This window comes from Caballeronia sp. LP006 (genome assembly GCF_031450995.1).
In the GTDB taxonomy this organism is placed as follows: Bacteria; Pseudomonadota; Gammaproteobacteria; order Burkholderiales; family Burkholderiaceae; genus Caballeronia.
Window position 1 is genome coordinate 1,600,668 of sequence record NZ_JARTVW010000005.1, and the last position, 13,827, is coordinate 1,614,494.

The following is a 13,827-nucleotide window of genomic DNA, read 5'->3' on the forward strand; positions in this document are numbered from 1 at the left end:
ATTACTGAGATTGCGATAATCGCTGTTACTGGTCATGTAACAATTCGGTCTACATAAACGCCGAAAAACGGGAAAGCGTCATGGATACGCTCCAAAACATGCGCGTGTTCGCGCGCGTCGTCGAGGCGGGCAGTTTCACCGCCGCCGCGCAGCATCTCAATACGACCACCGCCTATGCGTCGCGCGCCGTGTCCGACCTGGAAGCGCATCTGCGCACGCGGCTGCTCAATCGCACGACGCGCCGAATCGCGCTAACCGAGGCGGGCGAGCGCTATTTGCAACGCTGCGAGCAAATTCTCGCGTATGTCGATCAGGCCGAAGCCGAAGCCAGCGACGCGCACGCGCGCCCGGCCGGCAAACTCAAGGTGCATTCGATGACGAGCTTCGGCGCGCACTATGTCGTGCCGATGATCTCGCGCTATCAGCAGCGTCATCCGTCCGTACAGGTCGAGCTGACTTTGGCGCAACGCGTGCCGGATCTACTGGACGAGGGTTACGACGTGTCGGTGGTGCTGGCTTCTGAGTTGCCGGATTCCGCATTGGTGTCGGCGCGGCTCGGCACGGTGTTCAGCATTGCATGTGCGTCACCGGCGTATATCGAGAAGCACGGCACGCCGCATGTGTTGTCCGATCTGGTGCGCCACACCTGTCTGCAATTGATGACGCCCGTGTTTCCGCCCGACCGCTGGGTCTTCGACGGTCCGAACGGGCAGGAAACGGTCAGTCTCGGCGCTTCGCCCTTCACGGTGAACGTGGCCGACGCCATGGTGACGGCGATCCGGGAAAACATGGGCATCGGCGTATTGCCGACGTCCTCCGCGCTGCCCGCCTTGCGCGCGGGCACTTTGGTGCGTGTGCTGCCGCAATACACGATGCAGGAACTGACGGTCTACGCGCTGTACCCGTCGCGCCAGTATTTGGACGCCAAGATCCGCACGTGGGTGGAGTTTCTGCGCGAGGCGCTGCCCGACACGCTCGCCGCCGATTCCGAGTCGCTCAAGGAGTTCGTAGTAGGCTAAATATGCTTGCCGTCAGTGCTGTCGGCTCCGGTGCGCTGACCGAAGTCCGGTTACGAAATAAGCTGCGGCGCAACACTTGCTTACTCCTGATTCACCCGCATTTGCTACTGTCTGTCTACGTTCACTGCATTTATCTTGGGGACTCGTCTGATGAGCACGCCACTTATGTTCGCCCTCGCCGCGCTTGTGTCGTTGATCGCCGTTCCGGCGTCGCGCGAGCTTTTCAATGCCATGCGTGCCCAGTCGGAAGAAGAGGCAAGAAAGCGCCTGATCCCGATTCGCGTCGAAAGCAACCGCGACCGGCGCACCCGCTGAATCTAAAAAAGCGCTTCCAGCGGCTCGATGAGCCGCGCTTCGTCCGTGGTGGCGCGGTTCACATCGGTTGAAACGCGGTGCCAGACGAAGTGCGAAGCCGGCACGCCGTCGGACTTCACGAGCCGCGCCAAATCTTCCGCTGATGCGTCCGGGTCCAGCCAGCGCCGCGCCGTGGCTGCGGAGAAAACCAGCGGGCGGCGGTCGTGGACGTCCACGAGGCCTTCGTCGGCTGCTGCCGTGACGATCACGAAGCCCGCGCCGGGCTGCGCGGCGTCCTCCTCGCGCGTGATGCTCGTGAGCGCGGCGAGGAACATGGGCTCGCCGTCGGCGCGTCGAATGTAATACGGTTGCTTGAAGGGCTTCGCAGCGGCGGGTTTGGTCGCCAATTCGCCCGGACGCGGCTCGATTCGCCATTCGAACCAGCCATCCGCCGGCACGAGAATGCGCGCTTTTTTCCACAGATTGCGAAAATAGGCACTGGTCGACGCCGTCTCGACGCGGGCATTGATGGTCTGCGGCAGCTTCTTTTGTATCGCCCACGGCGGGCAATATCCCCAATGCACGGCGCGAATCGATTCGTCGGGATAGACGGCGAGCGGATGCGTGCCCGGCGACAGGTTATAGCCGGGCCGCCGGTCGGCGGCATCGACGAGTACGAACGGGTTCTTCAGATGCAGACGTTGCGCGTAATGCATCGGCAGTCGGTACTGGCTGATTCGGCCGCACATGGCTTGGCTCCCGTTATTCGCGTTGCTCCGTCAGATTTCGACGACCTTGTCCCAGGCGAACTGTTCGTTTTCCCAGCGCCCGGAGCGACGGTCGAAGTAGCCGCGCGGATTGCAGACCACGCGCGTCCCATTCGCCGTGTAGTCGAACGACGTATGCGTGTGGCCGTGAATCCAAAGCGCGGCGGGCGTGCGGGCGAGCGTCGGCAGATGATTGACGAAGCCCGCCGACACGATATCCGTCGCGTACCGCTCGGACAGACTTTCGCGCAACGGCGCGTGATGCGTGACGACGATCGTCTGGCCCGCGAACGGTCTGGCCAATTCGTTTTCGAGCCACGCGCGCGCTTGCTCGTGCAGCGCGAGGGAATCTTCCGGTGCGAACGCGCGGGGTTCGCCGTCTTGCTCCGGCCACGCGAGCTGGATCAGCCCTCGATAATCCAGCATGACCTTGATGCACGCTTCCTGCGCCCGGCCGATTTCTTCGTCGCTCGACCCGAACAGCGCGAAGTCGGTCCAGAGCGTCGTGCCGAGAACGCGCCACGCGCCGCGCCGGTCGACGAGCGCCGCGTTGTTCAGGTAATGCACGTTGTCCACGCTTTGCGCCGCGTCGAGCATGGCGGCTTCCATCGCGCCGAATTCGGCGTCGTAGTACTCGTGATTGCCCGGCACATAGACGATAGGCACATCCGAACCGAAATTCTCCACCGCCCAACGCACGCCTTCCGCGTGATTGTGGATATCGCCCGCCAGCACGACGAGATCGGCTTCGGCATAAGGAATCGCGAGCGGCTCGTCGTTTTCCAGATGCAGGTCCGACAGCACGCGTATCTTCATGCGATGTTCTCCTTCCTTGTCCCGGCTTGCGCCCAGCGCACGACCTTGCCCGGATTCATGCGATTCTCGGGATCGAGCGCGGCCTTGATGCTTTGCATGAGGCGCACCTCGACGGCCGATTTATAGTGCATCGCTTCGTCCACCTTCAGTTGCCCGAGACCGTGCTCCGCGCTGATACTGCCGCGATGCGCATGCACCTGGTCGTAGACGAGCGCGTTGATCGGCGTCTGGAACGCTTCGAGAAATTGCTTCTGATCGACGCCTTCGGGCGCCTGCACGTTGTAATGCAGATTGCCGTCGCCTAGATGTCCGAAGGTCACCATGCGCGCGCCGGGCGTGGCTCGAGCGATGATCGCGTCGGTTTCCTCGATAAAGCGGCCGATGCTCGAGATCGGCACCGCAATGTCATGTTTGATGTTCAGCCCTTCCTCCGCCTGCGCGAGCGGGATATGCTCGCGCAAATCCCAGAATGCCTGCGACTGCGCGAGGCTTTCCGCGACCACGGCATCTTCGACGATACCTTCTTCCATAGCCTGTTCCATCAGCCTTTCGAAGAGCGCGCGGGCGTGTTCGTCGCTTTCGCTGTCGGAGAGTTCGAGCAGCACGGTCTGCGCGTGCGGTTCGCCGAACGGATAACGCAGTTGCGGAAAATGCCGGCCGACGAGGCGCATCGAGAAGTCGGACATGAGCTCGAAGCCGGTCAAGAGCGCACCTGCGTGACGTTGCGCCATTGCCAGGAAATCGAGTGCGGCGTGCGGCGAGGCTAGACCCGCGAGCGCCGTCACGCGCGCGACCGGCGCGGGATGCAGTTTCATCACCGCCGCCGTGATGATTCCGAGCGTGCCTTCCGCGCCGATGTACAGATCGCGCAGATCGTAGCCGGTGTTGTCCTTGCGCAAGCCGCGCAGGCCGTCCCAAATATCGCCTTGCGGCGTCACGACTTCGAGGCCCAGGCACAACTCGCGCGTGTTGCCGTAACGCAGAACGCCCGTGCCGCCCGCGTTGGTCGAGAGGTTGCCGCCGATCGTGCAACTGCCTTCGGCCGCGAGACTCAGCGCGAAGAGACGTTGTGCGCTTTCGGCGCGCGACTGGACTTCGGCGAGCACGACGCCTGCTTCGACGGTAATGGTGTTGTTATGCGGATCGATACCGCGAATGCGGTTCAGGCGGCGCAGGCTCAACACCGCTTGCGCGCCGCTCTCGTCGGGGGTTGCGCCGCCCGCGAGTCCCGTGTTGCCGCCTTGCGGCACGATGGCCACGCCGTGTTCATGCGCGAGTCCGACGACGGCGGCGACTTCCGCGGTGTCGGCGGGAAGCAGCACGGCGCACGCATTGCCGCGATAGCGCTTGCGCCAGTCGACGAGAAACGGCTCGGTGTCGTGATCGTGCGTGAGAACGTGGGACGCGCCGAGCAGTTCGGTGCAGGCGGCGATGAACGGGGCGTGAGAGGCAGTCATGGATGAGGGCAGATTGGACCGTGTAGCGTAGTCGACAGTATCGCGCAGCGGGGCGCGGCTTGCGCCTCGGCCGAATGGCATAGGCCGCGCGCAGCGTTTCGATCCGTGCTAAAAAGCATCACGTCCGTATGGAAAAAAGCGAACGATTCAGCGTTTTCTTGCACGCGCCGCACGTTTGAAGGGGGCGACGAAGCCGAGCGCGCAGACGAAGAATGCGAACGCAAGCAAAGTTTCGAGCCAGGCGAGGCGCGCGGAGAGGCCGGTATCGGTCATGCCGCGCACGATGCCTTCGGCGAAGTAGAGCAAAACGAGCATCGAAGCCCATTGCAAGGTATAGACGTTGCGATTGATGACACCGGGCAGCGCGCATGCAAGTGGCAGTGCTTTCAACGCGAGTACCCATGCGCCGGGACGCAGCGGCGCGAGCCACAGCTCCCAGAGAAGCGAGAGCACGATGAGCGCGGCAAGACTCGTCAGCGCACCGATGGCAAGCGGCGTGTTCGTTCGCGGCTCGGTTAGCGAAGGTGCGGTCATGGCGGGCTTAAGCGGGTTCAAACGGATTTAAGCGGCCTTCGCGCCACGCACGAGGTCGAGCGCGGTGCGCGCGAGCCTTGCGCCGAGCGCGACGGCGAGCGCTTTCTCGTCGGCGGTGATGCCGTGCTGGCTGGCGTCGCCCGTGCGCGCATGATGCGATGCGCCGTAAGGCGTGCCGCCGCTTTGCGTGGTAGTCAGGCGCGACTCGGTGTAAGGAATGCCGACGATCAGCATGCCGTGATGCAGGAGCGGCAGCATCATCGAGAGCAGCGTGGTTTCCTGGCCGCCGTGCAGGCTGCCGGTGGAGGTGAAGACACTTGCTGGCTTGCCCGCGAGCGCGCCGGACAGCCACTGCGGCGTGGTTCCGTCGAGGAAATATTTGAGCGGCGCGGCCATGTTGCCGAAGCGCGTGGGCGAACCGAGCGCAAGACCCGCGCATTCCTCCAGATCGCGCAACTCGGCGTAAGGCGGGCCGTCGGCGGGAATGTCGGGCTGCGTGGCTTCGCAGACGGTGGAAACCGGCGGCACCGTGCGCACCCGCGCGGCCATGCCAGGAACGCTGTCGACGCCCTGGGCGATGGCGAGCGCAAGCTCGCGGGTCGCGCCGTGGCGGCTGTAGTAGAGGACGAGGATGTCGTTCATAAGGCTTTTTTAGTGAACGGCTATTATAGGGATTAGCCTGTTTTTAGGGGCGCGCAGGGCAATAGCCTCACGCGGCCTCGCTTGGGAGAATGCGTTTGCGGCACGTTTTCATCGATCTCGCGGCAGTCAAGCGTCTCGCCGGTTTCGTCGCGCGGCGTCTTGGCGAGGATCGCGTCGCGCAGGTGGCGGGCAGTCTCACGTTCACGAGCGTGCTGTCCGTCGTGCCGCTCGCAACCGTCGCGTTCGCGCTCTTCACCGCGTTTCCCATTTTCGGTTCGTTCCAGTCGTCGTTGCAGGACTTCCTCGCGGCGCATTTAATGCCGACGCAGATCAACACGCAGATCTTCAACTATCTGAACCAGTTTGCCGCGAAAGCGAAGGGCCTGACCACGGTCGGCCTCATTATCCTGTTCGTCACCTCGGTGATGACCATGATGACCATCGAATCGGCGCTCAACGTCATCTGGCGCGTGAAGAAGGCGCGCCCGTTCGCGCAACGCGTCATGGTCTATTGGGCCATCATTACACTCGGGCCTATTCTCTTCGGCTGCAGTCTGTCCATCTCGTCCTACGTGTTCGCGCATTCGATCGCGTTCGCGGGGTCGCACAATCTCATGCCGCCTATCGTCGAATGGGCGCTGACGGGCGTTTCGTTGCCGCTCACGGTGTTCGCCTTCACCATCATTTACGTGTTCATGCCGAACTGCAAGGTCGAATGGCGCGATGCCGTCATCGGCGGGCTGATTGCAGCGGTGGCGTTCGAACTGGGCAAGCGCGGCTTCGGCTACTACGTGCGGCGCATTCCCACTTACACCGCCGTGTATGGCGCGTTCGCCGCGCTGCCGGTGTTTCTGCTGTGGGTTTATCTCTGCTGGATGATCGCGCTCGTCGGTGCAATGGTGACGTCCGCGTTGCCGGCCATTCGCATCGGGCAATATCATCGGCGCGAGTTTCCGGGCAGCGACTTGCTTTACGCGCTCGAAATACTCGCGCGACTCGTCGAATTGCGCGACGAAGGCAAGCCTGGCTACACGGCGATGGAACTCGCCAAGATGGCGCGTTGCGATCTGGATACCTCCACGCGCCTGATCACGCGGCTCGATGCGCTCGGCTGGATCGGCCGGCTCGAAGACTCGAAGATGCCGCGTTTCGTGTTGATCGCCAACCCGGCGCACATCACCATGACCATGCTGTTCGACCAGTTCGTGATCGACCGGGAGGAACTGGATTATCAATTGCGTCTCGATGCCACGCATCTCGATCGCACGGCGCTGATGGAAGCGCTCGAAAACGACAGGCTCGAAGCCACGCTCAACTCGCTCGTCGCGGCGCGCGCGGCGGCGCTCACAAACCCGCGCCTGCTCGAAACACCGCGTTCTTCCATGCCGCAGCAACCGGCCTGAGTGCGCGGTTCAAAGCGAGATCCTGCCGATGCAGATGTCCTTGAACATTACCCAGTCGCCCATCAGGCTATAGACCGGATGGCGAAAGGTGGCAGGGCGGTTCTTTTCGAAAAAGAAGTGGCCGATCCACGCAAAGCCGTAGCCGCAGATCACGGCGGCCGGCAGCCAGAGCCAGTCGCCGGTGGCGATGGCCATGGCAATGCAGCCAATCACGCCGAGTGAGCCTAAAAAGTGCAGCCTGCGCGATGTCAGATTGCGATGCTCGTCCAGATAGTACGGATAGAACTCGGCGAAGTTCGCGAAGTGTTCTCCGTGTGTCGTCTGCGCCATGATCGCCTCCCGGTCGATGCGGTGCCTTCCACCTGACGAAAGCGCCAGCAAGATTCATTCTGCGACGGCGCGCATGGTGGTGCAAGCGACGCAAAGCTTTGACGCGCGTGAGGCGTTCAACTATTGCAAACCACGCGCTAACCGGATTTCCATGCACTTCGGCGCCGAGACGAACGACGCGTCCGGTTACTCGGCTATCCGCGCAAAATCGTCACTCGGACCTAAAGCGCTTACCGCTTCCCTACACATTTCGGCGCCAAGACAAACGACGCGTCCGGTTCCTCGGCCAACAGCGCAGAATCGTCAATCGGTTCGAAAGCGCTTACCGTTCCCCCACACACTTCAGCGCGAACGCAAACAACGTGTCCAGCACGGCATCCGGTTGCTCGGCCATCAGCGCATGACCGCCGTCCAATTCGACCGCGCTCACCGTTGCGCCCGCACGCTTCATCGCCTCGACGAGCGGGCGGGAGGCGCGCGGCGGCGTCATTACATCGCGCTTGCCGCTCAGTACGAGTACCGGACACTGCACCGTTGCAGCGCGTTCGAGCGCATCCGCGTAACCGTTGCACGCGCTGAAATCGGTGTGAAAAAGCTGCGCCTCGCCTTGAGCGCTGATGCGTTCCATCAGGCGCTGGTTGACGCCTCGCAACCAGAATCCGGGCGCCGGAGCCGACGGTTTCGCGGCGATGGTCGAATGCGACCATTGGTTGACCATATCGATCGCTTCCGGCTCGTGCTCGCGCGCGGCATCGAGAAGCATGTCGGAGACGGCCATCGGTGCGGCCGTGCTGACGAGCGCCAGTCCATGCGCGCGGGTCGGATGGCGCGCGGCGGCATCGAGCGCGATCAGCGAACCCATGCTGTGCCCGACGAAAATGGCCTTGTCCGTATAGGCTGCATCGAGAAGGTGAATCGTCCAGTCGGCGAGCGCGGCGATGGTGCTCAACGCGGGCCCGGCGCTACGGCCATGCGCGGGCAGGTCGGGCGCGAGCACGCCGAAACCGTGATGCGCGAAGTAACGCGTCTGCAAGCCCCAAACGCTGTGATCGTGCTGCGCGCCGTGCAGGAAGACGATCGTTGGCCTGGCGGCATCGAACGGTTTGCCACCGGTGTAGGCATAGGCCGGGCGCCCGGCGATATCGAACATCATGCGCGGCTCCCAAGCGGCGCGGCGCGTGAGCCTTCGCTGCTTTTGCCGCTCTCTGCGCTTTCGGCCGCCTTTTGCGCTGCCTTGAGCCCGCGTTTGAGATCGTCGATGAGATCGTCCGCATCTTCCAGTCCGATAGACAAACGAATACGTCCCGGACCGATGCCCGCCGCGGCGAGCGCCGCCGCGTCCATGCGAAAGTGCGTGGTCGAGGCGGGATGGATGACGAGCGAGCGCGCATCGCCGACATTGGCGAGATGCGAAAACAGCGTCAGCGACTCGATGAACTTGCGCGCCGCCGGCACGCCGCCACGCAGATCGAAGCTGAACACCGCGCCCGCACCGCGCGGCAGAAGCCTCTTGGCGAGCGCATGGTCGCGATGCGTCGGCAGTTCGGGATAAGCCACGCCTTCGACTGCCGGCGAACTCAGCAGGAATTCGATCACCTTGCGCGTATTAGCAACGTGCCTATCCATGCGTAACGGCAAGGTTTCGATGCCTTGAAGCAACTGCCACGCAGCCTGCGGATGCAGACACGCGCCGAAGTCGCGCAGCCCTTCGCGCCGCGCGCGCAACAGGAACGGCGCAACCGTGCTTTCCTCGGCGAAGACCATGCCGTGAAAGCCGTCGTAAGGCTGGGTGAATTCGGGAAAGCGTCCGCTCGCCGCGAAGTCGAACGTGCCGCCATCCACCAGCACGCCGCCGATGGTCGTGCCATGACCGCCCAGAAACTTGGTCGCGGAGTGGTAGACCAGGTCGGCGCCGTGTTCGAGCGGTCGCAGCAGGTAAGGCGTGGTGAAGGTCGAATCCACGAGCAGCGGCGCGCCATGTTCATGCGCGATCTCCGCGACGCCCGCGATATCGAGCACGTCGAGTCCCGGATTGCCGAGCGTTTCGCCGAAGAAGAGGCGCGTTTCCGGACGCGCCGCTTGACGCCACGCATCGAGATCGTGCGGCGCGACGAAGGTGGTCTCTATCCCGAAGCGCCGCAGCGTGTAGTGCAGCAGATTGTGCGAGCCACCATACAGCGCGCTCGATGCCACGACGTGCGAGCCCGCACCCATCAGTGTGGCGATGGCCAGATGCAGCGCCGCCTGGCCGCTCGCCGTGCCGATTGCACCCGCGCCGCCTTCCAGCGCCGCCACGCGTTCCTCGAAAACCGCCACCGTCGGGTTCGAGATGCGGGAATAGACATGCCCCGAGCGCTCCATGTTGAAGAGCGCGGCGGCGTGATCGGTATCGCGGAAAGTGAACGACGTGGTCTGGTAGATCGGCGTGGCGCGCGCCCCGGTTACGGGGTCGGGCGCGGCGCCCGCGTGCAGCGCGAGCGTGTCGAAGCGGTTGGCGGGCATGGTTGGCGGCCTGTGTGGAGCAGGTCAGGAAAATAGCGGTCGATCATCGTAACATCCGCCTCGCGCGGGAAAACCTAGGGCGAACACGCGCGCATCGAATGGGAGATCGGCCCGCAAAGCCTTATCCGAATGGCCAGACAAGGCTGCTTTGCTTTCTTTTTGCGGGCCTTTCCGATAGCATCGAAACATGGTTTCAAGAACGTTCGGCAATTGAACAGGCATTTCGCGAGGAGACAGTCATGCGAGTCAGCGACATTCTGAAAGTAAAGGGCAACGCGCTATTCACGGTCACGCCCGACACGCCGCTCGCCGAAGCAATCGACGCCATGGCGGCGCATGACATCGGCTCGCTCGTCGTCATGGAATATGGCGATCTGGCCGGCATGCTTACCTTCCGCGAAATCATCGTCACCTTGCGCGACAACGGCGGCAGCGTCGGCACAACGAGCATCCGCAAGATCATGGACGACCATCCGCTCACCTGCACGCCCGAAACGGACGTCAACGAAGTGCGGCGCATGATGCTCGAGCATCACGTGCGTTACTTGCCGGTCATGGAGAATCGCGCGCTGATGGGCGTGATCTCGTTTTATGATGTCGCGCGCGCGGTCGTCGAGGAACAAGGCTTCGAGAATCGCATGCTGAAAGCGTATATACGCGACTGGCCTGAGCAAGAGGAAGAAGCGCGCTGAGCACCTGCCCGATCCAACGTTTCGACGCTTCGCGTGACACCCCATGGAAGCGCGCCCCGGTGGCGCGCTTTTTTTCGTCCGGCTCGAACGCCTTTGCAGGCTTCGAGCTTCTTTTCCCGTGACATCCGCATTCGATCGCGCGGCGCCATTCAAGCCCGGTTCGCGATCAACTCCGGATCAATTTTTGTAGATAGCCATGAGTAGTGAAAATCCGTCGCGTGCCTCGTCGCGCGCATCCCGCGCCGCACGCCACGACGAGAAAGGCCAGTTCGGTCTTTTGCGCGAACGCCGTTTCGCGCCGTTCTTCTGGACGCAATTTCTAGGCGCGATGAACGACAACGTCTTCAAGGTCGGCTTCACGTCGCTCGTCACGTTTCAGGCGGCGCGCTTTTCCGGCGTCGATCCGGGCACGGCCGCGTTCCTCATTTCGGCCATCTTCATCGTGCCGTTCGTGCTGTTCTCCGCGACCTCCGGCCAGATCGCCGACAAATACGACAAGGCCACGCTCGCGCGCCTGGTCAAGAGCTTCGAGATTCTCGTCATGTTGATTGGCGGCGCCGGCTTCGTGCTGCATAGCGCGCCGCTTTTATACGTCTGCACATTTCTGATGGGCGTGCACTCCACGGTGTTCGGGCCGGTGAAGTATGCGTATCTGCCGCAGCATCTGGAGGCTTCCGAACTCGTCGGCGGCAACGGGCTCGTGGAAATGGGCACATTCGTCGCGATTCTCATCGGCACGATCGTCGGCGGGGCAGCGGCGGGTGCGGTCGAACACGGGGCGATGGTGCTCGCGGCTGCGTGTCTCGCGTTCGCGATCATCGGGCGCGTCGTATCGAGCTTCATTCCGAAGTCCAACGCGTCGCAGCCGGACTTGCGCATCAACTGGAATCCGGTCTCGGAGACGTGGCGCAATCTCAAGCTCGCGAAAGCCGACCGTACCGTGTTCTTGAGCCTGCTCGGCATTTCATGGCTGTGGTTCGTCGGCGCGACTTTTCTCACGTCGTTCTTCAACTTCGCGAAGGACGTGCTCTCCGCGAACCCCGATGTCGTCACCATTCTCCTCGCGACGTTTTCGCTCGGCATCGGCACGGGTTCGCTCTTGTGCGAGAAGCTGTCGAAGCGGCGCGTCGAGATCGGACTGGTGCCGCTCGGGTCCATCGGCATCAGCGTGTTCGCCATCGATCTGTTCTTTGCCAGTCATCGGATTGCGCCGGCGGGGCATCTGCTCGGCGTTGCGGAGTTTCTGCTCGCGTTGCCGCACTGGCGCATTCTCGCGGACCTCTTTCTCCTTGCCATGTTCGGCGGCTTCTACAGCGTGCCGCTCTACGCGCTGATCCAGGCGCGCAGCCAGCCGACGCATCGGGCGCGCATCATCGCCGCGAACAATATCCTGAACTCGTTCTTCATGATCGTCTCGGCGTTGATGGCGCTCGGGCTCACGGCGCTCGGCGTAGGCATTCCCGGGCTCTTTCTCGCGACCGCGCTGCTCAACGTGGTTGTCGCCGTGTACATCTATTCGCTCGTGCCGGAGTTTTTGCTGCGCTTCATGGCCTGGGTGCTGGTGCATACGTTCTACCGCATTCGTCTCGTGGATGCCGAGCGCATTCCATCGCGCGGCGCGGCGGTGCTGGTGTGCAATCACGTCAGTTTCGTCGATGCCATCGTCATCATGGCCGAAAGTCCGCGCCCGATCCGCTTCGTGATGGATCACCGCATCTTTCGCTCGCCGGTAATCGGCTGGCTGTTCCGCCATGTGAAGGCGATTCCGATCGCGCCCGCGCACGAAGACGCGGAATTGCTCGAACGCGCGTACCAGAAATGCGCCGAAGCGCTCGAAGAGGGCGAGCTCGTGTGCATCTTTCCCGAAGGCAAACTCACGCGTACGGGCGAGATCAATCCGTTCAGGCACGGCATTTCGCAGATCCTGCGGCGGCATCCGGCGCCGGTCGTGCCGGTCGCGCTGCGAGGCTTGTGGGGCAGCGTGTTTTCGCGTCATGAAGATGCGCGCTGGCCGCGGCCTATCCAACGCGGCGTCATGACCCGCCTGACGCTGGCGGTAGGCGAACCGATCGCGCCGGAAGAGGCGACGCCGGAACGTTTGCAGCAGATCGTGACGGCGTTGCGCGGGGCGCGGCGCTAGATGCCACTGGCATAATGTCGGTTTCCCCGGCACTTTTCTAAGGTCGACGCTCATGTCCGGCAATACCCTTGGCACGCTTTTCACCGTCACCAACTTCGGCGAGTCGCACGGACCGGCGATCGGCTGCGTGATCGACGGCTGCCCGCCCGGCATGGCCCTGACCGAGGCCGATATCCAGGTCGAACTGGACCGCCGCCGTCCCGGCACGTCGCGCCACGTGACGCAGCGCCAGGAAGCGGATCAGGTCGAGATTCTCTCGGGCGTGTTCGAAGGCGTGACCACCGGCACGCCCATCGCGCTGCTTATCCGCAATACGGATCAGCGCAGCAAGGACTACGGCAATATCGTCGAAACCTTCCGCCCCGGTCACGCCGATTACACCTACTGGCAGAAATATGGCGTACGCGACTATCGCGGCGGTGGCCGTTCGTCGGCGCGTCTGACGGCGCCGACAGTCGCGGCAGGCGCGGTCGCGAAGAAATGGTTGCGCGAAAAGTTCGGCGTGGAAACGCGCGGCTACATGAGCGCGCTCGGCGAGATTCCCATTCCGTTCGTCGGTTGGGAACATGTGCGCGAGAACCCGTTCTTCGCGCCGAATGCCGACGTGGTGCCGCAGCTCGAAGCGTACATGGACAACTTGCGGCGCGACGGCGACTCGGTCGGCGCGCGCATCGAAGTGGTCGCGAGCGGCGTGCCGGTCGGCTTGGGCGAGCCGCTTTACGATCGACTCGATGCCGACATCGCCAAGGCGATGATGGGCCTGAATGCAGCGAAGGGCGTCGAGATCGGCGCGGGCTTCGCGAGCGTGGCGCAACGCGGTTCGCAGCATGGCGACGAAATGACGCCCGAAGGTTTCGCGACCAACAATGCGGGCGGCATTCTCGGCGGCATTTCGAGCGGGCAGGACATCACCGTGTCGATTGCGATCAAGCCGACATCGAGCATTCGCACGGCGCGGCAGTCGATCGACAAATCGGGCGCGCCCGCGACTGTCGAGACCTTCGGCCGTCACGATCCGTGCGTGGGGATCCGCGCGACGCCTATCGCCGAGGCGCTGCTTGCGCTCGTGCTAATGGACCACGCGCTGAGGCATCGTGCGCAGAACGGCGATGTCGTCGTCGGCACGCCGAAGATTGCGGCGCATACGCCGGCTAGTTGATCGCGCTTTGATTGCGCTTTCCTGAACGGCAGGCTTGACCGCGACGGCATTATCCTCGCCGATAAAAGCACG

At 63.2% G+C, this 13,827-nt stretch carries 14 protein-coding genes; 6 read left to right on the top strand and 8 right to left on the bottom strand.

Features of this window, described 5'->3' with window-relative positions; genetic code table 11:
* Positions 1-80 precede the first annotated feature (80 nt).
* The gene (locus P9250_RS24075; protein ID WP_310395575.1) at positions 81-1,019 is read left to right on the top strand and encodes a LysR family transcriptional regulator; all 939 of its coding nucleotides are present in this window, start codon (positions 81-83) and stop codon (positions 1,017-1,019) included.
* Between the two features lie 165 nt (positions 1,020-1,184).
* Positions 1,185-1,334 carry a hypothetical protein gene (locus tag P9250_RS24080; protein WP_309842543.1) on the top strand — a complete coding sequence of 50 codons (150 nt, stop codon included), beginning with the start codon at positions 1,185-1,187 and terminating at the stop codon, positions 1,332-1,334.
* Between the two features lie 2 nt (positions 1,335-1,336).
* Here P9250_RS24080 and P9250_RS24085 read toward each other — a convergent pair whose 3' ends face one another.
* From P9250_RS24085 to wrbA, 5 genes are all read right to left on the bottom strand, one after another.
* A complete protein-coding gene (locus P9250_RS24085) occupies positions 1,337-2,062 on the bottom strand; it encodes an SOS response-associated peptidase (protein ID WP_310395577.1) in 726 nt (241 codons plus the stop codon).
* A 30-nt stretch (positions 2,063-2,092) separates the two neighbouring features.
* Positions 2,093-2,896 (bottom strand): metallophosphoesterase, encoded by an 804-nt coding sequence (locus tag P9250_RS24090; RefSeq protein ID WP_250492212.1) that lies wholly within the window; start codon positions 2,894-2,896, stop codon positions 2,093-2,095.
* Positions 2,893-4,353, bottom strand: a complete 1,461-nt coding sequence (locus P9250_RS24095; RefSeq protein ID WP_310395579.1) for an FAD-binding oxidoreductase — start codon at positions 4,351-4,353, stop codon at positions 2,893-2,895. Before P9250_RS24095 ends, P9250_RS24090 begins: the two co-directional genes overlap by 4 nt.
* Positions 4,354-4,500: 147 nt before the next feature.
* Positions 4,501-4,887: a DUF2069 domain-containing protein gene (locus tag P9250_RS24100; protein WP_310395582.1), complete on the bottom strand. Its 387-nt coding sequence runs from the start codon at positions 4,885-4,887 to the stop codon at positions 4,501-4,503.
* Between the two features lie 27 nt (positions 4,888-4,914).
* The gene (gene wrbA, locus P9250_RS24105) at positions 4,915-5,529 is read right to left on the bottom strand and encodes an NAD(P)H:quinone oxidoreductase (RefSeq protein WP_244827682.1); all 615 of its coding nucleotides are present in this window, start codon (positions 5,527-5,529) and stop codon (positions 4,915-4,917) included.
* A gap of 95 nt (positions 5,530-5,624) precedes the next feature.
* Between wrbA and P9250_RS24110 the strand changes: the two genes are divergently transcribed.
* On the top strand, positions 5,625-6,932 hold the full coding sequence (locus P9250_RS24110) for a YihY family inner membrane protein (protein WP_370652103.1): 1,308 nt from the start codon (positions 5,625-5,627) through the stop codon (positions 6,930-6,932).
* Between the two features lie 9 nt (positions 6,933-6,941).
* Here the strand turns inward: P9250_RS24110 and P9250_RS24115 are convergent, their stop codons facing one another.
* The 3 genes from P9250_RS24115 to P9250_RS24125 form a co-directional block, all read right to left on the bottom strand.
* The gene (locus tag P9250_RS24115; protein WP_244827684.1) at positions 6,942-7,262 is read right to left on the bottom strand and encodes an Mpo1-like protein; all 321 of its coding nucleotides are present in this window, start codon (positions 7,260-7,262) and stop codon (positions 6,942-6,944) included.
* A gap of 322 nt (positions 7,263-7,584) precedes the next feature.
* Positions 7,585-8,415 (bottom strand): alpha/beta hydrolase, encoded by an 831-nt coding sequence (locus tag P9250_RS24120; RefSeq protein WP_310395585.1) that lies wholly within the window; start codon positions 8,413-8,415, stop codon positions 7,585-7,587.
* Positions 8,412-9,764: an O-acetylhomoserine aminocarboxypropyltransferase gene (locus tag P9250_RS24125; protein ID WP_310395587.1), complete on the bottom strand. Its 1,353-nt coding sequence runs from the start codon at positions 9,762-9,764 to the stop codon at positions 8,412-8,414. Before P9250_RS24125 ends, P9250_RS24120 begins: the two co-directional genes overlap by 4 nt.
* A gap of 239 nt (positions 9,765-10,003) precedes the next feature.
* Between P9250_RS24125 and P9250_RS24130 the strand changes: the two genes are divergently transcribed.
* The 3 genes from P9250_RS24130 (at position 10,004) to aroC (ending at position 13,755) form a co-directional block, all read left to right on the top strand.
* Positions 10,004-10,456, top strand: coding sequence for a CBS domain-containing protein (locus P9250_RS24130; RefSeq protein ID WP_310395590.1), 453 nt, complete (start codon positions 10,004-10,006; stop codon positions 10,454-10,456).
* A 196-nt stretch (positions 10,457-10,652) separates the two neighbouring features.
* Positions 10,653-12,596 (top strand): MFS transporter, encoded by a 1,944-nt coding sequence (locus P9250_RS24135; protein WP_310395592.1) that lies wholly within the window; start codon positions 10,653-10,655, stop codon positions 12,594-12,596.
* 52 nt (positions 12,597-12,648) lie between these two features.
* A complete protein-coding gene (aroC, locus tag P9250_RS24140; RefSeq protein WP_250464408.1) occupies positions 12,649-13,755 on the top strand; it encodes a chorismate synthase in 1,107 nt (368 codons plus the stop codon).
* The last annotated feature ends 72 nt before the right edge of the window (positions 13,756-13,827 follow it).